General features: G+C 38.9%; 23 protein-coding genes. All 23 read left to right on the top strand.

All coding sequences use genetic code 11. The features are described 5' to 3' along the window. Positions 1-21: 21 nt before the first annotated feature. The 23 genes from NLW78_RS06575 to pnp all read left to right on the top strand — a co-directional run bounded on the left by NLW78_RS06575 (position 22) and on the right by pnp (position 24704). Positions 22-792, top strand: a complete 771-nt coding sequence (locus NLW78_RS06575) for a FliA/WhiG family RNA polymerase sigma factor (protein ID WP_254496252.1) — start codon at positions 22-24, stop codon at positions 790-792. A gap of 24 nt (positions 793-816) precedes the next feature. Further along, on the top strand, positions 817-1362 hold the full coding sequence (locus NLW78_RS06570; RefSeq protein ID WP_254496251.1) for a helix-turn-helix domain-containing protein: 546 nt from the start codon (positions 817-819) through the stop codon (positions 1360-1362). A gap of 150 nt (positions 1363-1512) precedes the next feature. After that, positions 1513-2235, top strand: a complete 723-nt coding sequence (gene rpsB, locus NLW78_RS06565; RefSeq protein ID WP_254496250.1) for a 30S ribosomal protein S2 — start codon at positions 1513-1515, stop codon at positions 2233-2235. Positions 2236-2324: 89 nt separating this feature from the next. Beyond that, the gene (gene tsf, locus NLW78_RS06560) at positions 2325-3209 is read left to right on the top strand and encodes a translation elongation factor Ts (RefSeq protein ID WP_254496249.1); all 885 of its coding nucleotides are present in this window, start codon (positions 2325-2327) and stop codon (positions 3207-3209) included. An 84-nt stretch (positions 3210-3293) separates the two neighbouring features. Then, positions 3294-4016, top strand: coding sequence for a UMP kinase (pyrH, locus tag NLW78_RS06555; protein ID WP_254496243.1), 723 nt, complete (start codon positions 3294-3296; stop codon positions 4014-4016). Between the two features lie 2 nt (positions 4017-4018). Beyond that, positions 4019-4576: a ribosome recycling factor gene (gene frr / locus NLW78_RS06550; RefSeq protein ID WP_254496241.1), complete on the top strand. Its 558-nt coding sequence runs from the start codon at positions 4019-4021 to the stop codon at positions 4574-4576. Positions 4577-4691: 115 nt separating this feature from the next. After that, a complete protein-coding gene (uppS, locus tag NLW78_RS06545; protein WP_254496239.1) occupies positions 4692-5453 on the top strand; it encodes an undecaprenyl pyrophosphate synthase in 762 nt (253 codons plus the stop codon). Between the two features lie 15 nt (positions 5454-5468). After that, a complete protein-coding gene (locus NLW78_RS06540; protein WP_254496237.1) occupies positions 5469-6257 on the top strand; it encodes a phosphatidate cytidylyltransferase in 789 nt (262 codons plus the stop codon). Between the two features lie 11 nt (positions 6258-6268). Further along, positions 6269-7417 carry a 1-deoxy-D-xylulose-5-phosphate reductoisomerase gene (locus NLW78_RS06535; protein WP_254496235.1) on the top strand — a complete coding sequence of 383 codons (1149 nt, stop codon included), beginning with the start codon at positions 6269-6271 and terminating at the stop codon, positions 7415-7417. A gap of 15 nt (positions 7418-7432) precedes the next feature. Continuing rightward, complete coding sequence (rseP, locus tag NLW78_RS06530; protein WP_254496232.1) at positions 7433-8698, top strand: RIP metalloprotease RseP; 1266 nt, start codon at positions 7433-7435, stop codon at positions 8696-8698. Positions 8699-8757: 59 nt separating this feature from the next. Continuing rightward, positions 8758-10461 (top strand): proline--tRNA ligase, encoded by a 1704-nt coding sequence (locus tag NLW78_RS06525; RefSeq protein WP_254496222.1) that lies wholly within the window; start codon positions 8758-8760, stop codon positions 10459-10461. Between the two features lie 136 nt (positions 10462-10597). After that, a complete protein-coding gene (locus NLW78_RS06520; RefSeq protein ID WP_254496220.1) occupies positions 10598-14902 on the top strand; it encodes a PolC-type DNA polymerase III in 4305 nt (1434 codons plus the stop codon). A 194-nt stretch (positions 14903-15096) separates the two neighbouring features. Then, positions 15097-15570, top strand: coding sequence for a ribosome maturation factor RimP (gene rimP, locus NLW78_RS06515; protein ID WP_254496219.1), 474 nt, complete (start codon positions 15097-15099; stop codon positions 15568-15570). Between the two features lie 14 nt (positions 15571-15584). Then, positions 15585-16691 (top strand): transcription termination factor NusA, encoded by a 1107-nt coding sequence (gene nusA / locus NLW78_RS06510; protein WP_254496217.1) that lies wholly within the window; start codon positions 15585-15587, stop codon positions 16689-16691. A gap of 12 nt (positions 16692-16703) precedes the next feature. After that, on the top strand, positions 16704-16973 hold the full coding sequence (gene rnpM, locus NLW78_RS06505; protein ID WP_254496216.1) for an RNase P modulator RnpM: 270 nt from the start codon (positions 16704-16706) through the stop codon (positions 16971-16973). Beyond that, positions 16973-17272: a L7Ae/L30e/S12e/Gadd45 family ribosomal protein gene (locus tag NLW78_RS06500; RefSeq protein ID WP_254496215.1), complete on the top strand. Its 300-nt coding sequence runs from the start codon at positions 16973-16975 to the stop codon at positions 17270-17272. Before rnpM ends, NLW78_RS06500 begins: the two co-directional genes overlap by 1 nt. A 19-nt stretch (positions 17273-17291) precedes the next feature. Beyond that, positions 17292-19451, top strand: a complete 2160-nt coding sequence (infB, locus tag NLW78_RS06495; protein WP_254496214.1) for a translation initiation factor IF-2 — start codon at positions 17292-17294, stop codon at positions 19449-19451. Then, positions 19448-19726 carry a DUF503 domain-containing protein gene (locus NLW78_RS06490; protein ID WP_254496212.1) on the top strand — a complete coding sequence of 93 codons (279 nt, stop codon included), beginning with the start codon at positions 19448-19450 and terminating at the stop codon, positions 19724-19726. Before infB ends, NLW78_RS06490 begins: the two co-directional genes overlap by 4 nt. Before the next feature lie 31 nt (positions 19727-19757). Then, the gene (gene rbfA / locus NLW78_RS06485; protein ID WP_254496210.1) at positions 19758-20114 is read left to right on the top strand and encodes a 30S ribosome-binding factor RbfA; all 357 of its coding nucleotides are present in this window, start codon (positions 19758-19760) and stop codon (positions 20112-20114) included. Positions 20115-20165: 51 nt separating this feature from the next. Then, complete coding sequence (truB, locus tag NLW78_RS06480) at positions 20166-21101, top strand: tRNA pseudouridine(55) synthase TruB (protein WP_437181951.1); 936 nt, start codon at positions 20166-20168, stop codon at positions 21099-21101. 8 nt (positions 21102-21109) lie between these two features. After that, positions 21110-22060 (top strand): bifunctional riboflavin kinase/FAD synthetase, encoded by a 951-nt coding sequence (locus NLW78_RS06475; RefSeq protein ID WP_254496208.1) that lies wholly within the window; start codon positions 21110-21112, stop codon positions 22058-22060. A 128-nt stretch (positions 22061-22188) separates the two neighbouring features. Continuing rightward, on the top strand, positions 22189-22458 hold the full coding sequence (gene rpsO, locus NLW78_RS06470) for a 30S ribosomal protein S15 (RefSeq protein WP_254496206.1): 270 nt from the start codon (positions 22189-22191) through the stop codon (positions 22456-22458). Positions 22459-22586: 128 nt separating this feature from the next. After that, positions 22587-24704 carry a polyribonucleotide nucleotidyltransferase gene (gene pnp, locus NLW78_RS06465; RefSeq protein WP_254496205.1) on the top strand — a complete coding sequence of 706 codons (2118 nt, stop codon included), beginning with the start codon at positions 22587-22589 and terminating at the stop codon, positions 24702-24704. The last annotated feature ends 92 nt before the right edge of the window (positions 24705-24796 follow it).

The raw sequence follows: 24796 nt of genomic DNA, 5'->3' as shown, positions 1-24796 counted from the left end.
ATTTTATTGAAAGGGGTATTCATGTTGAAAGCAACCTCCACGTCCATTGAAACAACTTGGAAGAAGTGGCAAGAGAATCGTGACCCGGAAGCAGGTAATGATTTGGTTAGGCAATATCAATCATTAGTTGATTATCATGTACAGAGAATTGCAGCACATTTGCCGAAAAATGTTAGTAAACAAGACATTAAAAGTTTAGGGTTAATGGGGCTTGTTGATGCACTAGAAAAATTTGATTTTGATCGTGATTTGAAGTTTGATACGTATGCTTCCTTCCGTGTTCGTGGGGCTATTTTGGACGGTTTACGAAAAGAGGATTGGTTGCCTAGGTCGATACGGGATAAAGCAAAGCAAATTGAAACAGTTACAGAAGAAATGGAACAACAGTTAAATCGCACGCCAACTTCTGAAGAAGTAGCAAAGAAAGTCAATATGACCCCAGAAGAAGTAGAAATGGTTGTGAAGGACTCTTTATTTTCAAACATCATGTCGATAGAAGATAAAGGCCATTATGGGGATGAAAATAAAGAAGGAATCGGTTATACCGTCCCCGATCAAAAAGAACTTTCTCCCGATCAAGCTATAATTAAGCAAGAGAATGTTAAGGAACTTGCAGAGGCTGTGAAAAATTTAAACGAAAAGGAACAACTGGTTGTTAGCTTGTTTTATGAGCAGGACCTAACATTGACAGAAATCGGTGAGATTTTGCATCTATCTACCTCGAGAATTTCACAAATTCATAGCAGGGCTATTTTTAAGTTGAAGAATGAATTGGAAAATTCTATACGATAATTTAATCCGCAAAGTAGGGATAATATGTTGACGTTTTATATAGTGTTTAGTCTCGCATTACATGTTGTTACCTTTCTTCTGTTTATATATGTATATCGGAAATATATTCAACCAATACATCAGGAAGAAAAGTCCTATGAAACAGTGCAAGAAATTGAGGGATTGTTTCAATCTTATTTGCAAGAATTGAAAGATGAAAATGAAAAGTTTTTGAATAACATTCAACACGTTGGAAATGATGAAAATGATAACGGCAAGGTACCCGTACCTAGTCCGTCTTCACCAAATGAATTGCCAGACCATCAGGAAGCTGTTGAAAGAAAAGAGGAGAGCAGACATGTATTTGTGAAGGAAGATCATGGACAAACCGAAGATCAAACCATCGTACAAGAACAATCATATATTCCAGAGAGCTTGGTAATAGACGATGAAATAGAGCCCCCGAAGCTACATACGCGTGTAGTTCAACTATATGAGCAAGGGTATTCTGTTGAAGAGATTGCTAGGAAACTGAACATCGGAAAAACAGAAATTGAACTCTTTATCAAATTTCATCGAAATAATAAATAAATGTTCTTGATTGAATGCTAACCTTATGATATATTTACTTTTGGTGTTAAAACACACGTTTGGCGATTTTTACAGGGGGTGCTTGGGGACCAAGTTCCTGTTAAAAAGATGAGTCAAACGGAGGCAATTAACCAATTAGGAGGAAACAAAATGTCAGTCATTTCAATGAAACAATTGCTAGAAGCTGGTGTTCATTTTGGACATCAAACACGCCGTTGGAATCCAAAGATGAAAAGATACATCTTTACAGAGCGTAACGGTATTTACATCATCGACCTTCAAAAAACCGTGAAAAAGGTTGAAGAAGCATTTAATTTTGTTAAGGATGTAGCTGCTGATGGTGGTACAATCCTTTTCGTAGGAACGAAAAAGCAGGCACAGGATACTGTGAAAGAAGAAGCTATCCGTTCTGGCATGTACTACATTAACCAACGTTGGTTGGGTGGTACATTAACAAACTTCGATACAATCCGTAGACGTATCCAACGCCTAAAAGACATCGAGCGTATGGGCGAAGACGGAACGTTTGAAGTACTTCCGAAAAAAGAAGTAGTTCAAATCCTTAAAGAAAAAGAACGTCTAGAGAAATTCTTAGGCGGAATTAAAGATATGGAAACACTTCCTGATGCTCTATTCGTTATTGACCCACGTAAAGAGCGTATCGCGATTGCGGAAGCTCATAAATTGAACATTCCAATCGTAGCTATGGTGGACACGAACTGTGATCCAGATGAAGTTGACTACGTAATTCCAGCAAACGATGACGCTATACGTGCTGTGAAGCTTATTACATCTAAACTAGCTGACGCTGTTTTGGAAGCAAAACAAGGTGAAGCTAACGAAGATGTTGAAGCAACATCAGTAGAAGAGTAAGAAAGGTTTTTGAGGTGATAAGAGGGAAAGCCTTTTATCACCTTTTTTAAAGTATACGATATTTCGAATGACGTGAAGGAGGAAGGAAAATGGCAGTAACAGCTAAAATGGTTAAAGAACTTCGTGAAAAAACAGGTGCAGGTATGATGGATTGTAAAAAAGCACTAACAGAAACTGATGGTGATATGGAAAAAGCAGTTGATTTCCTTCGTGAAAAAGGAATCGCGAAAGCACAGAAAAAAGCGGACCGTATTGCTGCAGAAGGGTCTACTCATATTGAAGTAGAGGGCAATACAGCAGTTTTATTTGAAGTGAACAGTGAGACAGATTTCGTTGCGAAAAACGAACAGTTCCAAAACTTACTTAAAGATATTGGTCGTCATCTTGTAACACAAAAACCTGCAGACCTAGATGAAGCACTACAGCAAAAGCTTCATGGTGAAGGGGACACACTACAAGATTTCATTACATCCGCTATTGCGAAAATTGGAGAGAAACTTACACTGCGTCGCTTCACAATTTTTGAAAAGAGTGACAACGATGCATTTGGTGCATATCTACATATGGGTGGTCGTATTGGTGTATTAACACTTCTTGAAGGCACAACTGATGAAACAACAGCTAAAGACGTAGCAATGCACGTTGCAGCGGTAAATCCAAAATATGTATCTCGTGACGAAGTTCCTGCAGAGGAAGTTGACCATGAGCGTACAGTTCTTAAGCAACAAGCGCTAAACGAAGGTAAGCCTGAGAACATCGTTGAGAAAATGGTAGAAGGTCGTCTTGGTAAATTTTTCGAACAAATTTGCTTGCTGGAACAGGACTTTGTTAAAGACCCAGATCAAAAAGTGAAAAAATTTGTTGAAGCTAAAGGCGGAAGCGTAGCGAAGTTTGTTCGTTATGAAGTAGGAGAAGGCCTGGAGAAGCGTGAAGAAAACTTTGCTGAAGAAGTTATGAATCAAGTGAAAAAATAAAACACGTAAAGACAAATAGGGGACACGGTGTGTTCCCTATTTTCAAAAAGGCATCTTTGTACATAAAATGTAATGGAGGTTATTATGACAACAACTCAATATAAGAGGATTATACTAAAACTGAGTGGAGAAGCATTAAGCGGAAACCAAGGATTCGGCATTGAGCCTTCAGTTATTAATTCTGTAGCACAACAAGTAAAAGAAGTTGCTGAATTAGGGGTTGAAGTCGCAGTCGTTGTTGGTGGCGGAAACATTTGGCGCGGAAAAGGTGGCGCTGAAATGGGCATGGACCGTGCTACTGCGGATTACATGGGAATGCTAGCAACGGTTATGAATTCATTGGCCCTCCAAGACAGCTTAGAAAGCTACGGAATACCTACACGTGTTCAAACATCAATTGAGATGCGTCAAGTGGCTGAACCGTATATTCGCAGAAAAGCAATTCGTCATTTGGAGAAAAAACGTGTTGTAATATTTGCTGGTGGTACAGGCAATCCGTACTTCTCAACAGATACGACAGCAGCTTTAAGAGCGGCAGAAATTGAAGCTGACGTCATTTTAATGGCGAAAAATAACGTAGACGGTGTTTATAATGACGATCCAAAAGTGAACAAAGATGCAGTGAAATATGATGAATTATCATATTTAGATGTCTTAAATGAAGGTCTAGGTGTAATGGACTCTACTGCATCTACCTTATGTATGGATAACGATATACCGTTAATTGTGTTCTCTATAACAGAAAACGGAAATATTAAAAAAGTAGTTGAAGGTAACAATATTGGAACAATTGTGAGGGGGAAATAACAATGAGTGATGCAGTATTAAAGGAAACCCGTGAAAAAATGGAGAAAGCTGTTCAAGCATATTCACGTCAACTAGCAACAGTTCGGGCAGGAAGAGCTAATCCAGCTATTTTAGACAGTGTCCATGTAGAATATTACGGTGCACTTACGCCATTAAAACAACTTGCTAACATTTCGGTGCCTGAAGCACGCCAGCTTTTAATTACACCATTTGATAAGTCCGCATTAGAAGAAATGGAAAAGGCAATTCAAAAGGCTGATTTAGGCTTAACACCTTCTAATGATGGAAACATCATTCGTATTACAATTCCAGCATTAACGGAAGAGCGTAGGAAAGAATTAGTGAAAGTTGTCCGCAAATATGCTGAAGAAGGTCGGGTACAAGTTCGTAACATTCGTCGTGATGCAAACGATCAGTTGAAAAAGTTAGAAAAAGACGGTGAGTTAACGGAAGATGAACACCGTCATTATCAAGACGAAGTCCAAAATGTAACCAATGAAAACATTGCTAAAATTGACCAATTAACGAAAGATAAAGAAGAAGAAATTTTGGAAGTTTAATGTTTCACTTCATATTGCAATGATTTATAGATTAACCATAAGGCTTTCGTTCTAATTTAGGCGACGAAAGCCCACTTTTTTCTTTAATACATAAATCCTATGGGGGATTTCGTTTATGTCCATACGACTACCAATTTTTCGTAAACGAAAACAAAAAGAGAATGATCAGTCAACTTTAACGAATATCCCGCGCCACGTTGCTATTATTATGGATGGTAACGGACGTTGGGCGAAACGGAGAGGACTGCCTCGAGCAGCAGGCCATAAAGAAGGAATGGAGACTGTTAAAAAGGTTGTCAGACAGGCTGTAGAATACAATATAGAGGCATTAACCCTGTATGCTTTCTCTACAGAAAACTGGAAACGACCCAAAACGGAAGTTGAATTTATTATGAAGCTTCCTGGTGAATTTCTTCATACATATTTACCTGAGCTGATCGACAACAATGTTCAAGTGAGGACGATCGGTGATTTAACCCCCCTCCCGGAACATACAAAAGAAGCTATTCATAAAGCTATTGAACAAACCTCTACAAATACAGGTTTGGTCCTGAATTTTGCATTGAACTACGGAAGTAGAGCTGAAATCACAGGTGCTGTGAACCAAATTGTGAAAGAGGTAGCTGATGGTCAATTATCTCCTAATGAGATAACAGAGGACTATATATCTGCAAGATTATATACTTCTCACGTTCGTGATCCCGACTTATTAATTCGAACCAGTGGGGAAGTAAGGATTAGCAACTTTCTCCTTTGGCAAATTGCCTACTCGGAATTTTATTTCACGGATGTGTTTTGGCCAGACTTTGATGAAGAACAATTTAAATTAGCCCTCCTTGAATACCAAAACCGAAAAAGGAGATATGGAGGGATTTAAGGTGCTGATCGTATTATGAAACAACGAGTACTAACAGGAATTTTAGCCGTAATCTTTTTTATACCAATCGTCTTTTACGGTGGGTGGCCATTTCAAATACTCGTTTATTTGCTGGCTACAATTGCCATTACTGAATTGATGAAAATGCGAAAAATATCAATATTTTCCGTACCTGCAATGATTACGTATGTATTATTGTGGATTTTGCTATCTGATGAAGCTTTATTGTCATTTTTTGCAGCTTCATCCTTTAGTAAAGTGGATATTGTAACAATGATTGTTCTTCTTTTATTGGCATATACGGTTCTCGTGAAAAATGCTTTTACCTTTGATGAAGTAGGCTTTCTTTTACTTTCCTCACTATATATAGGAATGGGTTTTTTCTATTTAATGGAGACAAGAGTAGAAGGTCTGCATTTCCTCTTTTATGCCTTATTTGTTATATGGGCAACAGATACGGGAGCCTATTTTATTGGACGTGCTTTCGGGAGGCGTAAGTTATGGCCTGAAATTAGCCCTAAGAAAACAATTGAAGGTTCGATAGGTGGAATTGCCTCAGCATGTATCGTAGCAATTATTTTTCAGTTACTCTACCCAGTTTCTGATTCCATGAGTGTTGTCATTGGTGTTACCATCCTTGCTTCAATAGTAGGGCAGATTGGTGATTTAGTTGAATCAGCCTTTAAACGAACATATCATGTGAAAGATTCAGGGAATATTTTGCCTGGGCACGGTGGAATTTTAGACCGTTTCGACAGCCTCATTTTTGTTCTACCGTTATTACACTTTATTCAATTTATTTAGGAGCGGTTTATATGAAAAATGTAACGTTGTTAGGAGGAACCGGCTCCATCGGATTACAAACGATGGATGTCATCCGAGAACATTCTGAACGCTTCTCTCTTTTTGCGTTCGCTTTCCATAAAAATATTGAAAAAGCGTTACCGATTATCAAGGAATTTCAACCAAAGTTTGTCGTGGTCATTAATCAAGATGCAAAATCAAAACTCGAACACTATTCACTGCCAAATACCAAAATTCTTGATAGCGTGGAAGCCATGAAAGAGGTGGCCACACACCCCGAAGTAGATATCGTTGTAAATGCTGTGTTAGGCAGTGTCGGATTAGATGCAACGTTAGGAGCTATACAGGCAAAGAAACAAATAGCTTTTGCTAATAAAGAAACCCTTGTTACAGCGGGTCACATCGTAATGAAAGAGGCAAAGAAACATGGGGTCGAACTATTACCTGTAGATAGTGAACATGCCGCTATACATCAATGTCTTCGAGGTGAAAACATTCGGGAGGCAGAGAGAATCATTTTAACCGCTTCGGGTGGGAGTTTCCGTGACTTATCCCGGGATGAGTTGAAAGAAGTTACACTTCAGGATGCTTTAAAACATCCAAACTGGAGTATGGGCGCCAAAATTACCGTTGATTCTGCTACAATGATGAATAAAGGATTAGAAGTAATAGAAGCTCACTGGTTATTTGGTATGCCATATGACCATATTGATGTCGTACTACATCGAGAAAGTGTTATACATTCTATCGTTGAATTTCAAGACAAAAGTATGATGGCACAGCTTGGAACGCCGGATATGCGAATTCCGATTCAGTATGCACTCGGGTATCCCGAGCGACTTGAATTCCCATTAGGAAAAGGGTTAAACTTAATGGAAGTAGGCAAATTACATTTTCAAGAGATGGACTTTAACCGGTTTCCGGGCTTAAAACTAGCATATTTTGCAGGGAAAACTGGTGGAACGATGCCAACCGTTTTTAATGCAGCAAATGAAGAAGCTGTTCATCAGTTTCTAAATGGAAACATATCATTTTTATCAATAGAACAATTTGTAGAACGAGCCTTACATGAACATACAACAATCTTAGATCCTGACTTACATACGATTGTTCAAATCGATCAAGACATAAGGCGACAAGTAAGAACCTATGTTAACTAAAGGAAGGTGCTCCGTTTGAATACCGTCATAGCTTTTATTCTCATGTTTGGTCTTCTTGTATTTATACACGAGTTAGGCCACTTAATTTTTGCGAAGAGAGCGGGTATGTTAGCTCGTGAATTTGCAATTGGTTTTGGACCAAAAATCTTTTCTTATCGTAAAAACGAAACATTATACACAATTCGTTTACTCCCGATTGGTGGATACGTTCGTGTTGCCGGAGAAGACCCGGAGATTATCGATTTAAAACCTGGTCACCATATTGGACTGGAGTTTAACCAACAGGGAAAAGTGAAAAGAATTATTGTAAACAATAAATCGAAACACCCAGATGCACGAATTATTGAGGTGGAAAAGGCCGACTTAGACCATCAACTCGTTATACAAGGATATGACGTCGACAGTGAGGAGCGTCTATCCTTCGAAATTGACGATAAAGCTATGTTTGTTATGGATGAGGTAGAGACCCAAATTGCCCCATACGACCGTCAGTTTGCTTCAAAGTCGATACCCCAAAGAGCAATACAAATTTTTGCAGGTCCAATGATGAACTTTTTACTGGCAATTTTTATCTTTTTGTTGTTAGGTTTCTTACAAGGTGTACCTGTAGATGAAGCAAGACTAGGTAATCTACAGCAAGGTGCACCTGCAGAAAAGGCTGGCTTACAAGAAAATGATCGAGTCTTGAAAGTAGAACACGAATCCGTAGATAGTTGGATGGATTTTGTTATTGCAATTCGTAGTCATCCAAACGAAGAAGTAGAGTTAACTGTAGAGCGCAACGATCAGATTTTAACGGTTCCTGTGACACCAGACGCCATAGAGGATGAAGAAGGGAATCAATTCGGTCAAATTGGGGTGACAAGGCCCTTCCAAAAATCGTTTTCACAAGTCTTAAAGTATGGGTTTGTGCAAACTTATGATATTACAATCTTGATTATTGACAGTGTTGGGAAGTTAGTGACCGGACAGATTTCAATTGACAATCTTGCAGGTCCTGTTGGTATTTACGATGCGACCGATCGAGTAGTTCAAACAGGTATATTTAACTTCTTAACATGGACAGCTATGTTAAGTATCAATTTAGGGATTATTAACTTATTACCACTACCGGCCCTGGACGGCGGGAGACTCTTATTTATTGGTGCAGAGGCCATTAGAGGCAAACCGTTAGATCCTCAGAAAGAAGGAATCATTCATTTTATTGGATTTGCCCTTCTAATGTTATTGATGATAGTCGTTACATGGAATGATATTCAAAGACTATTTATTAATAATTAGTCGCACCGAAGAAGTGAACACGGAAATAATTATATAGTAGAAGATTGAGGTGCATGGATATGAAACAGTCGCAAATGTTAATTCCAACATTACGAGAAGTACCTGCTGATGCAGATATAAAAAGTCACCAGTTGTTATTAAGAGCAGGTTTTATTCGCCAAGTGGCATCGGGTGTTTATAGCTTCTTACCGTTAGGGAAAAAGGTACTAAAAAAGGTAGAAGACATCGTTAGAGAAGAAATGGATAAAGCGGGTGCATCAGAAATGCTTATGCCGGCATTGCAACCTTCTGAACTATGGAAGGAGTCTGGCCGTTGGTATACGTATGGACCTGAACTGATGCGTATGCACGATCGCCATGAACGTGAGTTTGCACTTGGGGCAACACATGAGGAAGTGATTACGGGGATAGTTCGTGATACAGTCAATAGTTATAAGAAACTACCGTTAACACTATATCAAATTCAAACGAAGTTCCGTGACGAGAAACGCCCTCGTTTTGGACTGCTTCGTGGTCGTGAGTTTGTAATGAAGGATGCATACTCGTTCCATGATTCATTTGATAGTTTAGATGAGGCATACGATCGAATGTATGAGGCTTATGCCAACATTTTTAGACGTTGTGGATTAGACTTTCGAGCAGTCATTGCTGATTCTGGTGCAATGGGTGGTAAAGATACACATGAGTTTATGGCGTTATCAGAAGTTGGCGAAGATACAATAGCTTACTCTGATCAGTCTAACTACGCCGCGAACGTAGAAATGGCTCCAGTTGTCACAGAATATGCGCAATCAACCGAACCAATGAAAGAATTAGAAAAAATTGAAACCCCAAACCAAAAAACAATGGAAGAAGTTGCGCAATATTTAGGACACTCTGTTGATCAAGGCTTAAAAGCGTTAATGTTTAAAGTAGATGATAAGTTTGTTTTAGTTGTTACTCGCGGAAATCATGAAGTGAATGACATAAAACTGAAGCACCTTTTTGATGCCAGTGTTGTAGAACTAGCAACTGAAGAAGACACGAAAACATTAATGGGTGCAGGTTTTGGTTCTTTAGGCCCGATCAACCCGGGAAAAGACGTGGAAGTTGTTGCGGACAATGCGGTAAAATATTTACGTAATGTATCTTGTGGTGCTAATGAAGATGGCTATCATTATATAAATGTAAATCCAGAGCGTGACTTTGAGGCAACATATGCTGACCTACGGTTTATCCAAGAAGGAGATCCGTCTCCTGATGGACAAGGAAAGATTCAGTTTGCACGGGGGATAGAAGTAGGACATGTGTTTAAACTAGGAAAGTTTTATTCAGATAAAATGGATGCATCTTATTTGGACCAAAATGGACGCTCCAATTCAATGATTATGGGATGTTACGGAATTGGTGTATCGAGAACAGTTGCGGCTATTGTTGAACAATATCATGACGATAATGGTATGACATGGCCTGTTCAGATCGCTCCATACCAAGTGCATTTATTGGCGCTCAACATGAAAAATGAAGAACAGAAACAACTAGCGGATGAATTATATACTCAGTTGCAAAAAGCCGGTGTCGAAGTATTGTATGATGACCGTAAAGAACGCGCTGGTGTGAAATTTGCTGATAGTGATTTGTTCGGCATTCCGTTACGTATTACTGTAGGTAAACGTGCTGGCGAAGGTGTTGTGGAAGTAAAAGAACGTAGTAATGGAAACCAACAAGAAGTAGAAAAAGAAGAAATTTTACAAGTAGTAAACCAATTTCTTGCATCTGAATAATGATAGAAAATAGACGAAAATCGTCGCTAAAAATGATATAATATAGATAGTCAAATTGATACCCTTGTCGCATATCCCTTGTGGCAAGGGTTCTACATTTCTACGAATCGTTTTTTTGGGAACTGGAGGATGTAAGATGAACGTTACGAATAGAGAAAAGATGAAAATTTTGCTTGAACAACTTGGTTTACCTGATGACATGGTACAAGCATATTTTCAAGAATCAACATTAGAAAAGCTTACAGTATATACAAAAGAAAAAAAATGGCATTTCACGTTCTCATTTCCTCAAATATTACCTACGGAAGTATTTCGGATTTTTGAGGCTAAACTGAAAGAGTCATTTCTCCATATTGCCACAATAGATTTTTCCATACACGCTAAAAACCATAACATTGAAGAAGAACAACTAAAGGAGTATTGGCATTATTTTATGAAAAGTATTCCTGACTTGTCGCCAATGTACAAGTCAGTGTTAGAACGCCAAGTGCCAAGGATACAAGGAAAACAAGTGATCATAAAAGCTCGTAACGAAGCGGAAGCACACGCAATGAAGAAGAAGCTGGATGATGTAATTCCATACTTTTGTCGAAAATCCGGTATTCCTACATTGATGGTGAAACCAGAAGTCGCCCAGGCGAACGAGGAAGAATTAACTCGTTTTCAAGAACAAAAGAAGAAGGAAGACCAGTCGTTCATCCAAAAGGCGATTAAAGAAAAAGAAGAAAAAGCGCGGAAACAGGCAGCAGAGGGTGAGCAAACGTACGAAGGTCCATTTACGTACGGGCATCAAATTCAAGATGAGCCAGTTGAATTAAGAATGGTTCAGGATGAAGAGAAACGGTTAACGATTCAAGGCTATGTATTTGATGTTGATATGCGTCTTCTTCGGTCAGGCCGCCATTTGCTCATTATCAAGTTAACGGATTACACAGATTCCTTACAAATCAAAATGTTTTCCCGTGGCGAGAAAGACGGGGAAATGTTCAAGCAGTTAAAAAAAGGAATGTGGATAAAAGCACAAGGAAATGTGCAAACGGACAACTTTACCAATGAATTAACGATGAACGCTCAAAGTATCAATGAAGTTCAAGGAACAGTTCGCAAGGATAAGGCTCCAGAAGGGGAAAAACGTATTGAACTTCATGCCCACACGACGATGAGTCAAATGGATGCCCCTGTATCACCTTCTCGTCTTATTGGACAGGCAGCAAGATGGGGTCATGAAGCGATTGCTATTACAGATCATGCCGTAGCCCAGGCTTATCCTGAAGCTTTTGCAGCGGGTCAAAAACATAATATAAAAATATTATACGGGGTAGAAGCGAATCTAGTAGATGATGGTGTACCAATTGCATATAACGAAAGAAACCGAAACTTAGAAGATGCTGCATACATTGTGTTTGACGTAGAAACGACAGGTTTATCGGCAGCCTATGATACTATCATTGAGCTAGCAGCTGTAAAAGTTAAAAATGGGGAAATTATTGATCGGTTCGAATCGTTTGCGAACCCGCACCACAAATTAAGTGAAACAACAACAGAGTTAACGGGTATTACCGATGATATGGTGAAGGATGCTCCGGAAGTTGTAGAAGTGTTGGAAAAATTCCACGCTTGGATGGGGGATGATGTCCTCGTTGCCCATAATGCCAGTTTTGATATGGGCTTTTTAAACGAAGGGCTAAAAAAGATCGGTCAACCGAAAGCGACAAATCCAGTCATCGATACACTGGAATTATCTAGATTCTTATTTCCAGAATTAAAGAATCACCGTTTAAATACATTGTGTAAGCATTTAAATATTGAACTCGTTCAGCACCATAGAGCGATATATGATGCCGAAGCAACAGGTTACTTACTTTGGAATTTATTGAAAGAATGTTTTAAACGGGATATTACGAATCATAAGCAATTAAATGACCATATGGGAGAAGGAAATGCCTATCAACGTTCCAGACCATCCCATTGCATTTTGCTTGCTCAAAATGAAACGGGTTTGAAAAATTTATACAAACTTGTCTCTTTAGCCCATGTGGACTACTTTTATCGTGTCCCACGTATTCCCCGTTCAAAATTACAAAAGCATAGGGAAGGTATCGTAGTAGGTTCAGGTTGTGATAAAGGCGAGTTATTTGAAACAATGATGCAAAAGTCCAAGGAAGAGGCTGAAACCGTTGCTCATTTCTATGATTATATTGAAATACAGCCTCCAGAGAACTATATGCACTTAATTGAAAAGGAACTCGTGAAAGATGAACATCAACTTCGAGACATTTTAACAAACCTTGTTGAACTGGGAGAGAAGGTAGGGAAGCCTGTTGTCGCAACAGGGAACACTCATTACGTAGAACCCCATGAAAAAATTTATCGACAAATTTTAATTGCTTCCCAGAGCGGGAACCCGTTAAATCGCCAACGTGTTCCTGATGTTCACTTTCGGACTACGGATGAAATGTTAGACATCTTTTCCTTTTTAGGGGGAGAAAAGGCGAAAGAAGTTGTTGTCACAAACACAAAAAAAATTGCTGATATGATTGATGAAATTAAGCCAATAAAGGAAGACCTTTACACACCAAATATTGACGGTGCAGACCAAGAAATACGGGAAATGAGTTATAACAGAGCAAAAAGTATTTATGGTGATCCATTACCAGAAATTGTTGAAAAACGATTAGAGAAGGAATTAGACAGTATTATCGGGCATGGATTTGCGGTAATTTATTTGATTTCCCAAAAGCTCGTAAAAAAATCGTTAGATGATGGCTATTTAGTTGGCTCCCGTGGTTCGGTCGGGTCATCCTTCGTAGCTACGATGACTGAAATTACAGAGGTAAATCCGTTGCCACCTCATTATGTTTGCATGGACTGTCACTACTATGAATTTTTTACGGACGGATCTGTAGGATCAGGATTTGACCTACCTGAAAAGGATTGTCCAAATTGTAGCAAACCTTTAACAAAAGATGGACAAGATATTCCTTTCGAAACGTTCCTTGGATTTAAAGGGGATAAAGTACCTGATATTGACTTGAACTTCTCAGGTGAATATCAACCGAAAGCCCACAATTATACGAAAGTGCTCTTTGGTGAAGACAACGTTTATCGTGCAGGAACAATCGGAACAATTGCGGAGAAGACGGCCTACGGGTATGTAAAAGGGTACGCTTCAGACCATGATTTGACATTTAGAGGTGCCGAAGTAGACCGCTTAGTTCAAGGGTGTACAGGTGTGAAGCGGACTACGGGACAACACCCTGGTGGTATAATTGTTGTCCCAGATGACAAGGAAATTTATGATTTTACACCTATTCAGTTCCCAGCCGACGACCGTAAATCTGAATGGAAAACAACACACTTTGATTTCCACTCAATCCACGACAATTTACTCAAGTTAGATATCCTTGGACACGATGATCCAACGGTTATCCGAATGTTGCAAGACTTAACGGGTATCGATCCTAAAACAGTGCCAACAGATGATCCGGAAGTAATGAAAATATTTAGTGGAACAGAATCTCTTGGGGTTACACCTGAGCAAATCAACTGTAAGACGGGTACTTTAGGTGTACCCGAGTTCGGAACCCGGTTTGTTCGCCAAATGTTAGAAGATACAAAACCGACTACATTTGCAGAATTAGTTCAAATATCCGGGTTATCTCACGGTACTGACGTTTGGTTAGGAAATGCTCAAGAGTTAATTAATAAAGGAATGTGTGAACTAGCAGATGTAATTGGCTGTCGTGACGATATTATGGTTAATTTAATGCACAAAGGGTTGGAGTCGTCTTTAGCCTTTAAGATTATGGAATTTGTCCGTAAAGGGAAAGGATTACAAGATGATTGGATAGAGGAAATGAAGAAACATGGCGTTCCCGACTGGTATATTGAATCATGTAAAAAGATTAAATATATGTTCCCGAAAGCCCACGCCGCTGCTTACGTATTAATGGCTGTACGTATTGCATATTTCAAAGTCCACTACCCAATTCAATTTTACGCAGCGTATTTTACAGTTCGTGCCGATGATTTCGAATTAGATACAATGGTTAAAGGTTCGGATGCAATTCGTAAGCGGGTTGAAGAAATTTTAGCAAAAGGGAACGACGCATCACCGAAAGAAAAGAGTTTGTTAACGGTTCTTGAGTTAGCTTTAGAAATGTGTGAACGTGGCTTCGCTTTCCAAAGAGTAGACTTATACCGATCCAATGCTGCCGAATTCATTGTTGACGGAAACACATTAATTCCGCCTTTTAACGCTGTTGATGGATTAGGAACAAACGCAGCCTTTAACATTGAAAAAGCACGAGAGGATGGGGAGTTCTTATCCAAGGAAGATTTACGGGAAAGAAGCCGCATCTCGAAAACCGTACTTGAATACATGGATAATCATGGTTGCTTAGAAGGTTTACCTGACAAAAACCAGTTATCGTTGTTTTAGGTAAGATTTGCATTTTGCCAGTTCCTATGGTATATTTTTGTTTGTATAACAAATGATACGTACTGTAACAGTAGAGTGGGGAAACCCACTCTTTCGTTTTGAAAGCCTCTTTTCACCACGTGTAATTCCCTGCTTCGTAGCAGGGAATTTTACGTACATAATCTTTTCTCTACGTAAAAAAGGAGGGACAAGAAATGGGTAAAAATGTTACGCAAATTACCGAAGAATTAGTTCAACCAATCTTAGACGATATGAACCTGGAATTAGTTGATGTTGAATTTGTTAAAGAAGGAAAAGATCGATTTCTGCGTGTCTTTGTTGATAAAGAAGGTGGGGTTGATATAGAGGAATGCGGGAAAGTAAGTGAACAGTTAAGTGAAAAGCTCGATGACGTAGACCCGATTGAAACAGCATACTTTCTGGAAGTTTCCTCACCTGGGGTTGAAAGACCTTTAAAAACAAAACGTGATTTTGAAAAGTTCCTTAACCATAATGTTTATGTGAAGTTATATGAACCAATAGATGGGGAAAAGGAGTATGAAGGTATTTTAACTTCTTTTGAAGATGACGTAGTCACGATTGAAGCAAAAGTGAAAACGAGAAAAAAGAACGTTGAAATCCCTTACGATAAAATTGCAAAAGCTCGCTTAGCAGTATCTTTTAATTAAAGGAGGATATAATGGTGACCAATCAGCTCTTTGAAGCCATTCAATATTTGGAGCAAGAAAAAGGAATAGATAAAGACGTACTAATTGATGCCCTGGAAGCGGCACTAATTTCAGCCTATAAGAAAAATTTCAAATCAAAAACAAATGTACGTGTAGATTTAAATGAAGAAGACGGTTCTATGAAAGTATTTGCCCGTAAGGAAATCGTAGAAGAAGTAGAAGATGATCAGCTCGAAATTTCCCTGGAGGAAGCAGCAAAAATCGACCCAAACTACGAAGTAGGGGACGTAATCGAAATTGAAGTAACACCAAAAGATTTTGGTAGAATTGCGGCACAGGCTGCCAAGCAAGTCGTAACACAGCGTGTACGTGAAGCAGAACGTGGAGTTATTTATGGTGAATTCGCTGACCGGGTGGAAGATATTATGACGGGGATTATCCAACGTCGAGATAATCGTTTTATTTATGTCAACCTGGGGAAGGCAGAAGGACGGCTTCCATTCAACGAAATTATGCCTAATGAAACGTACAACATTCATGACCGTATTAAAGTGTTTATTACGAGAGTGGAAAGTACAAACAAAGGACCACAAATATTTGTTTCCCGTACCCATCCAGGGTTGTTGAAGCGACTGTTCGAGATGGAAGTACCTGAAATCTATGACGGAATCGTAGAAATTAAATCTGTAGCCCGTGAGGCAGGAGACCGGTCAAAAATATCTGTTTACGCTGAGAACCCTGACATTGACCCAGTTGGTTCTTGTGTCGGACAACGCGGCCAACGTGTTCAGGCGGTCGTTGATGAATTAAAAGGCGAAAAAATTGATATTGTCCAATGGTCTGAAGACCCAGTTGTTTACATTTCCAACGCACTAAGCCCAGCGAAAGTTGTAACCGTGCTTGTTGATGAAGAAGAAAAAGCAACAACTGTTGTTGTTCCGGATTATCAGCTTTCCTTAGCAATTGGAAAAAGAGGTCAAAACGCACGATTAGCAGCAAAATTAACGGGTTGGAAGATTGATATAAAGAGTGAATCCGAAGCCATTTCAGCAGGTATTATTGAAGAGGGTAATACCGAAGATGATTCTTATTCTGAAGAGGATGACAATCTTTTCGAATAGGAGGTCATGGGAATGAAGAATAAGAAAGTGCCGTTACGAAAATGTATCGTAACAAAAGAAATGAAACCGAAAAAAGAATTAATCCGTGTTGTTCGCAATAAAGAGGGCGATGTTTTCATTGACACAACAGGAAAACAAAATGGGCGTGGAGCCTATCTTACGAAAGATAGGGAAACCATTGAACAAGCACGCAAGCAAAATGTTTTAGCTCATCATTTGAAAGCGTCAGTGAATGATTCCATTTATGATGATTTGCTAAATGCAGTTGAAGGTGCTAAATAATGAAACAATCATATTTAAATATAGTTGGGCTCGCTTTTCGTGCTGGTAAATGTACATTAGGGGAAGAAGCTATTGTTCGGGATATTAAGAAACAGAAAATCTCTTTACTTATTATCGCAAATGATGCTTCAAATAATACGAAGAAGAAATTAACGGATAAGTGCACTTATTATAAAATTCCTTATGTTATTACTGATGATCGAGATACTCTTTCGAATGCTATTGGGAAAAGTGGAAGGGTAGCAATCGGAATTACTGATAAAGGTTTTGCACAAAAGATCTCCACGATGCTCAATTAAAATTAGCGGGGGTGAACGTATGAGCAAAATACGCATATACGAATACGCAAAAGAAAAGAATGTAAAAAGTAAAGATGTCATTGAAAAATTAAAAGAATTAAATATTGAAGTAAGTAACCACATGTCGACGATTTCTGACGAAACCATTACGAAATTAAATAAACAATTCGGGTCAAAAGAGACACCTGCACAGGAGAAAAAAGAACCGAAAAAGAACGGAGAAAAGAAAACGAATACTCAAAATAAATCAAACACCCAAAACAACCAGAAAAAGAATAATCAACAAAATAAGAATCAAAAACCTCAGAACAATCAAAAGCCAAACAATAAGAAACAAAATAAGAAAAACAAAAAAAGCGGTAACGATAATCGAAATCACAACAATGCACAAAGGCACCACAATGATGCAAAAGGCAAGGCGGAAACCCCAAGTAAAATTACATTTGTTTCCTCTCTTACTGTTGGAGAATTAGCTGAAAAGCTAAACAAAGAACCATCCGAGTTAATTAAAAAGTTGATGTTCTTAGGTGTAATGGCAACAATTAACCAAGAATTGGATAAAGAGTCCATTGAGTTAATTTGTGAAGATTACGGTGTTGAAGTGGAAGAAAAAGAAGAAATTGACGATATTGCAATCGAAAACTTTGACTTCGAAGATGACGCAGAAGACTTAATTGAGCGTCCAGCCGTTGTGACGATTATGGGTCACGTTGACCATGGGAAAACGACATTATTGGATTCCATTCGTCATACAAAAGTCACTGCAGGAGAAGCTGGCGGGATTACTCAACATATTGGTGCATACCAAGTTGAAGTAGATGAGAAGAAAATAACGTTTTTAGATACACCTGGTCACGCTGCCTTCACAAGCATGCGTTCAAGAGGTGCACAAGTAACGGACATTGCCATTTTAGTCGTTGCTGCTGATGATGGTGTAATGCCACAAACGGTAGAGGCCATTAACCACGCAAAAGCAGCCGAAGTGCCGGTTATTGTAGCGGTTAATAAAATGGATAAAGAAGGGGCAAACCCGGATCGTGTCATGCAAGAGTTAACAGAACATGAACTTGTGCCAGAAGATTGGGGCGGCGAAACAATTTTTGTTAAACTTTCTGCCATCCAAGGTGAAGGTATCGACGAGCTACTTGAAATGATTGTCTTAGTATCTGAAATGGAAGAGCTGAAAGCTAACCCAAATCGTCTTGCTACAGGTACTGTTATTGAAGCGCAGCTTGATAAGGGGCGTGGTTCAGTAGCTACATTGCTTGTTCAAAACGGAACGTTAAAGGTCGGAGACCCCCTTGTTGTTGGCCATACCTTTGGACGTGTTCGTGCAATGGTCAATGATTTAGGTCGACGCGTTAAAGAGGCAGGACCATCAACACCGGTTGAAATTACAGGCTTAAATGACGTGCCGCAAGCCGGTGATCGCTTTATCGCATTTGATGACGAGAAAAAAGCACGCCAAATTGGTGAAGCACGTCAACAAAAGCAAATTGAGGAACAACGTAATGATAGCGTAAAAGTAAATCTTGATGATTTATTTGAGCAAATTAAACAAGGTGAAATGAAAGATTTAAACATCGTTATAAAAGGCGACGTTCAAGGTTCGGTAGAGGCATTGGCTGCTTCTCTACAGAAGATTGATGTAGAAGGCGTAAATGTGAAAATTATCCACACAGGCGTAGGTGCTATTAATGAATCTGATATTATTTTGGCTTCTGCATCAAACGCTATTGTTATCGGCTTTAATGTTAGACCAGATGTAAATGCGAAGAAGGCTGCAGAGAGAGAAAGTGTCGACATTCGCCTACACCGTATTATTTATAAAGCTATCGAAGAGATTGAAGCAGCTATGAAAGGTATGCTTGACCCAGAATTTGAAGAAAAAGTAATTGGTCAAATAGAAGTACGTGAGACATTTAAAGTATCACGTATCGGTACAATTGCAGGTTGTTTCGTAACCGAGGGTAAAGTGACAAGAAATTCTGGCGTACGTGTCATTCGAGATGGTGTAGTGAAATTTGAAGGTGAAATTGACACCCTAAAACGATATAAAGATGATGTGAAAGAAGTTGCACAAGGGTATGAATGTGGTGTGACGATTAAAAACTTTAATGACATTAAAGAAGGCGATGTTATTGAAGCTTATATCATGGAGGAAATTAAACGTACATGATTGGTTACCTAGAAGTCGAATGTTTCTTATATGATGTTCATTCGTTAAAAGGGAAGCGCTCGATATTAAAAAAGGTAATTTCCAAAGTTCGACAAGATTATAATGTTTCCATAAGTGAATTAAAGTACCACGACTTGTGGCAACGAACAGTTTTCGGTATCGCCTTTGTATCTAAGGAAAGAATACAAATTGAACGGGTTTTACAAAGTGTGTTAAACACGATTGATTCTTTTCATGATTTGGAGGTAACCGAATATCACCAAGAATGGTTTTAATCCGTCCTTTTAGTAGAAGAGGTGACGTCTAATGAGCGATTTACGTGCAAATCGAGTTGCAGAACAAATGAAAAAAGAGCTTGGAGAAATCATTAGCCGAAGAATTAAAGACCCTAGAGTTGGTTTTGTAACAGTAACAGCTGTAAAGGTTACAGGTGACCTCCAACAAGCAAAAGTATATATATCCGTATTAGGTGACGATGATAAAAAGCAGGACACATTAGTCGGATTAGCGAAGGCGAAAGGTTTCATCCGTTCCGAAATTGGAAAGCGGGTTCGTCTTCGAAAAACTCCGGAAATCACATTTGAATTTGATGAAGCAATTGAATATGGAAATCGGATTGAAACCATTTTACGTGATTTAAACGATGGAGACACAGATCAGTAATAAACAGGGATAGACCAATGTGTCTATCCCTATTGTTTTGAAAACAGCAAGATGGAACGGAGTGAAAGCAATATGGATGGAGTATTGCCGTTGTGGAAGCCAAAAGGCTTAACATCCCATGATTGTGTATTTAAGGTACGGAAAATCGCAAAGACGAAAAAAGTCGGTCATACAGGTACCCTTGATCCAACTGTTGAAGGTATGCTGCCAATTTGTATTGGACAAGCTACGAAATTATCGCCGTTACTAATGGGTGGCGAAAAAGTGTATGAGGCAGAAGTTTGTCTCGGCATTGCAACAGAGACGGAAGATCAGGAAGGAGATATCATAGAACGTAAACACGTACCGTCTCTTTCAGAAGATAAAATTAAGGAAGTACTCGCAACGTTTGTTGGAGATATTGAACAAATACCACCGAAGTACTCTGCGATAAGGGTAAATGGGAAAAGACTTTACGAATATGCACGTGAAGGAATTGAAGTGGAAAGGCCAAAACGGGTCGTATCAATTTATGACATGGAATTGATTTCTTCCATAAAGAATGATGATGGGAAGGTTACGTTTTCCGTTCGTGTACGTTGTTCAAAAGGAACCTATATACGCACACTATGTGTAGATATAGGGAAGTCGTTAGGTTTTCCTGCCCACATGTCAAATTTGACTCGAACTCAGTCTGGTACTTTTACACAAAATAAGGCTATAACGTTAGAAGATGCAGAAGAAGCTGCCGAAAAGGGTGAGCTGCAAAACTACATTATATCAATGAACGCTGCCTTACAAGACTTTGATGAAATAATCATTTCTGACGAAGATGAGGTCAAGTATCGAAATGGACAAGTTTTACCATTCCCTGAAGGGGTGGTGAACACTCCATTATTTCGAATTGTAAATGAACGAAACCAATTAATTGCGCTATATGAACGACACCCAGCAAAACGTCAGTTTATGAAACCGTATCGAGTGTTCTCATATACGAATGGGAAGTAGGTGAGAAAATGAGAGTATACAACTTACAATATCCTCATAACTTGCAGCAAAATGAAATGCCGGCAACGACATTAGCTATCGGTTATTTCGATGGGGTACATCGTGGTCATCAAGAAGTGATTGAAACAGCGAAACATATAGCTGAACAAAAAGGTCATAGTAGTGGAGTAATGACTTTTCATCCACATCCATCTGTTGTATTAAACAAAGGGCAGCAAACTGTCCATTACATTACACCAATAGAGGATAAATTGCAGCAGATTGAACAGCTTGGTATTGATTATGTATATGTTGTCAATTTTAATGAAACATTAGCTAAATTGTTACCTGAGCAATTTGTAGAGCATTTCTTAATACAACTGAATGTACAACATGTAGTTGCCGGATTTGACTTTACATATGGCTTTAAAGGACAAGGCAATATGAAAACGATTAAGGATCATGGGAAAGGCCAATTCACACATACAACAGTTCAGAAAATTGCAGAAGGAGACGAGAAAATCAGTTCCTCACTCATTCGTAATAAAATTGTAAAAGGTGAAATGGAACAGGCGTCTTCACTACTAGGTCGTCCGTATCGTATTAAAGGAAAAGTAGTAACTGGAGATCAAAGAGGAAGAACAATTGGATTTCCCACTGCCAACATTGATGTTCTTCCTGATTATATTATCCCCAAAATGGGGGTATATGCTGTCGGAATAAAATGGAAGAACAACTATTATTATGGGATGGCGAACATTGGATATAAACCGACGTTTCAACAATTTGAAGATAAGCCATCAATTGAAGTATTTATTTTTGATTTTTCGGCCAATCTGTATAATGAGATGTTACATGTGGACTTATATCATTTTATTCGGGAAGAGACGAAATTTAACGGAGTTGACCAACTTGTAGAACAGTTGCATGCAGATGAATCGAATATACGTCGTTACATTTTACACTTGCCCAAGGATTAACACTTGCAATTTTCCTGAAAAAACGGTAATCTAATACCCGTACGAAATAACTAGAACCATTGCTTGGCAAGACGAATCACCGACGCTTGCTAGGGGATTGGGGATTACATGAATAGGAGGTGAATAGGATGGCTATTACACAAGAACGTAAAAACGAACTTATCAGCGAGTTCAAAACACATGATAACGACACTGGTTCACCAGAAGTACAGGTTGCTATCCTTACTGAGGAGATTCAGAACTTAAACGATCATTTACGTACACACAAAAAAGATCACCACTCACGTCGTGGTCTATTGAAGATGGTTGGTAAACGTCGTAACTTGTTAAACTACCTTCGTAAGAAGGATGTTGCTCGTTACCGTGAGTTAATTCAAAAACTTGGACTTCGTCGTTAAGACTAAAAAAAGCGGGAGGATTCCCGCTTTTTCTTTAGTTTTTATACATAATCATTTATAATTTTGTTTAAATACAGCAATATATACTCATATAGGGGTAATTTAGATTTGAGAGGAGTTTTAACAATATGACAGAAGAGAAGAAGCAATTCTCCTATGAATTAGCTGGACGAAAGCTCAACGTTGAAATTGGAGAATTAGCGAAACAAGCAAATGGTGCTTGTATGATCCGTTACGGTGACACTGCCGTTCTTTCAGCTGCTACAGCATCAAAAGAACCTAAAAACTTACCATTTTTTCCGTTAACGGTCAATTATGAGGAGCGATTGTATGCTGTCGGAAAAATACCAGGAGGGTTTATAAAGCGGGAGGGTCGCCCAAGTGAGAAAGCAGTCCTTGCTTCCAGATTAATCGACCGTCCAATTCGCCCATTATTCCCAGATGGTTTCCGTAACGAAGTACAAGTAATAAGTACGGTTATGAGTGTGGATCAAGACTGTTCATCTGAAATTGCCGCAATGATTGGTTCATCCATTGCGTTAAGTATCTCAGATATTCCATTTAACGGACCGATCGCTGGTGTTATTGTAGGCCGCATTGATGGTGAACTAATTATCAATCCGACAGTTGAACAACTAGAGAAAAGTGACATTCATTTAACTGTTGCAGGTACGAAAGATGCTGTAAACATGGTTGAAGCTGGTGCAGACGAAGTTCCAGAAGAGGTTATGTTAGAAGCGATAATGTTTGGCCATGAAGAAATTCAGCGTATCGTAGAATTTCAAGAAGAAATCATAGCAGCTGTTGGAAAAGAAAAATCAGAAATTCAGCTATTCCAATTAGAAGATGAAATTGTTGAGGAAGTTGAAAACGTTGCGAAGCACACTTTAGTCGAAGCGATACAAGTTCGTGAAAAGAAAGCTAGAGAGCAAGCAATTGAAGAGGCGAAACAACAAATTATTGAAAAATATACGGAAGAGGAAGCTGATGAAGAGAAGCTTAGCCAAGTAAAAGCCGTATTGGATAAGATTGTGAAAGAAGAGGTTCGCCGACTTATTACGAAGGAAAAAATCAGACCAGATGGTCGTGGTGTTGATGAAATCCGCAAGTTAACTTCCCGTACAGGAATTTTACCTCGTGCACACGGTTCTGCGTTATTTACACGGGGTCAAACGCAAGCATTAAGCGTATGTACATTAGGTGCTCTTGGGGATGTTCAAATTCTCGATGGGCTTGACTTAGAAGAATCAAAACGATTTATGCACCATTATAATTTCCCATCATATAGTGTTGGTGAAACAGGGCCAATACGTGGACCAGGCCGACGGGAAATTGGACATGGAGCCTTAGGTGAACGCGCACTAGAGCCTGTTATTCCATCAGAGACAGAATTCCCATATACAATTCGCCTTGTTTCAGAAGTGCTTGAATCGAATGGTTCTACATCTCAAGCTAGTATTTGCGCAAGCACAATGGCTATGATGGACGCTGGTGTTCCAATTAAAGCTCCAGTTGCAGGTATTGCAATGGGACTTGTGAAATCCGGTGATGACTATTCCGTTTTAACAGATATTCAAGGAATGGAAGACTTCCTGGGAGATATGGACTTTAAAGTAGCAGGTACAGCTAACGGTGTCACAGCATTACAAATGGACATTAAGATTGAAGGTCTTTCTCGTGACATTTTAGATGAAGCTTTAGGACAAGCAAAAAAAGGTCGCATGGAAATATTGAATCATATGTTAGAGACAATTGCTGACCCACGTAATGAGCTATCACGATATGCACCAAAAATCTTAACGATGAAAATTAACCCAGACAAAATTCGTGACGTTATTGGACCGAGCGGAAAACAAATTAATCAAATTATTGAAGATACTGGAGTTAAGATTGATATTGAACAAGACGGAAAAGTATTTATATCTTCTACCGATTCTTCTATGAATGAAAAGGCTAAGAAAATTATTGAAGATATTGTGAGAGAAGTCGAGGTTGGAGAGATTTATTTAGGAAAAGTAAAACGAATTGAAAAGTTCGGTGCCTTTGTTGAATTATTCCCTGGTAAAGAAGGTCTCGTACACATCTCTGAATTAGATGAAAAACATGTGAAAAACGTTTCAGATTTCGTATCGGTCGGAGATGAAATCCTTGTCAAAGTCAAAGAAATTGATAAACAAGGTCGAGTTAACTTATCGAGAAAACAGGCGATTAAAGATCAGGAAGAGAAAGAACAACAAAAAGCATAACTTACATCCGAAGAAGCTGGCATGCCAGTTTCTTTTTGCATTTCTAGGGGCTTCGGTTCTAACCTGTCCCACCTATACATAGTTTTAGGTGA

This window comes from Salirhabdus salicampi (assembly GCF_024259515.1).
In the GTDB taxonomy this organism is placed as follows: Bacteria; Bacillota; Bacilli; order Bacillales; family Alkalibacillaceae; genus Salirhabdus_A; species Salirhabdus_A salicampi.
The sequence above is the reverse complement of the archived record's forward strand: the minus strand, read 5'-3'. Positions and strand labels throughout refer to the sequence as shown.

Coding starts and splice junctions, on each gene's coding strand:
- NLW78_RS06575 (WP_254496252.1), top strand. CDS start 22: ATGTTGAAAGCAACCTCCACGTCCATTGAAACAACTTGGAAGAAGTGG.
- NLW78_RS06570 (WP_254496251.1), top strand. CDS start 817: ATGTTGACGTTTTATATAGTGTTTAGTCTCGCATTACATGTTGTTACC.
- rpsB (WP_254496250.1), top strand. CDS start 1,513: ATGTCAGTCATTTCAATGAAACAATTGCTAGAAGCTGGTGTTCATTTT.
- tsf (WP_254496249.1), top strand. CDS start 2,325: ATGGCAGTAACAGCTAAAATGGTTAAAGAACTTCGTGAAAAAACAGGT.
- pyrH (WP_254496243.1), top strand. CDS start 3,294: ATGACAACAACTCAATATAAGAGGATTATACTAAAACTGAGTGGAGAA.
- frr (WP_254496241.1), top strand. CDS start 4,019: ATGAGTGATGCAGTATTAAAGGAAACCCGTGAAAAAATGGAGAAAGCT.
- uppS (WP_254496239.1), top strand. CDS start 4,692: ATGTCCATACGACTACCAATTTTTCGTAAACGAAAACAAAAAGAGAAT.
- NLW78_RS06540 (WP_254496237.1), top strand. CDS start 5,469: ATGAAACAACGAGTACTAACAGGAATTTTAGCCGTAATCTTTTTTATA.
- NLW78_RS06535 (WP_254496235.1), top strand. CDS start 6,269: ATGAAAAATGTAACGTTGTTAGGAGGAACCGGCTCCATCGGATTACAA.
- NLW78_RS06525 (WP_254496222.1), top strand. CDS start 8,758: ATGAAACAGTCGCAAATGTTAATTCCAACATTACGAGAAGTACCTGCT.
- NLW78_RS06520 (WP_254496220.1), top strand. CDS start 10,598: ATGAACGTTACGAATAGAGAAAAGATGAAAATTTTGCTTGAACAACTT.
- rimP (WP_254496219.1), top strand. CDS start 15,097: ATGGGTAAAAATGTTACGCAAATTACCGAAGAATTAGTTCAACCAATC.
- rnpM (WP_254496216.1), top strand. CDS start 16,704: ATGAAGAATAAGAAAGTGCCGTTACGAAAATGTATCGTAACAAAAGAA.
- NLW78_RS06500 (WP_254496215.1), top strand. CDS start 16,973: ATGAAACAATCATATTTAAATATAGTTGGGCTCGCTTTTCGTGCTGGT.
- infB (WP_254496214.1), top strand. CDS start 17,292: ATGAGCAAAATACGCATATACGAATACGCAAAAGAAAAGAATGTAAAA.
- NLW78_RS06490 (WP_254496212.1), top strand. CDS start 19,448: ATGATTGGTTACCTAGAAGTCGAATGTTTCTTATATGATGTTCATTCG.
- rbfA (WP_254496210.1), top strand. CDS start 19,758: ATGAGCGATTTACGTGCAAATCGAGTTGCAGAACAAATGAAAAAAGAG.
- truB (WP_437181951.1), top strand. CDS start 20,166: ATGGAACGGAGTGAAAGCAATATGGATGGAGTATTGCCGTTGTGGAAG.
- NLW78_RS06475 (WP_254496208.1), top strand. CDS start 21,110: ATGAGAGTATACAACTTACAATATCCTCATAACTTGCAGCAAAATGAA.
- rpsO (WP_254496206.1), top strand. CDS start 22,189: ATGGCTATTACACAAGAACGTAAAAACGAACTTATCAGCGAGTTCAAA.
- pnp (WP_254496205.1), top strand. CDS start 22,587: ATGACAGAAGAGAAGAAGCAATTCTCCTATGAATTAGCTGGACGAAAG.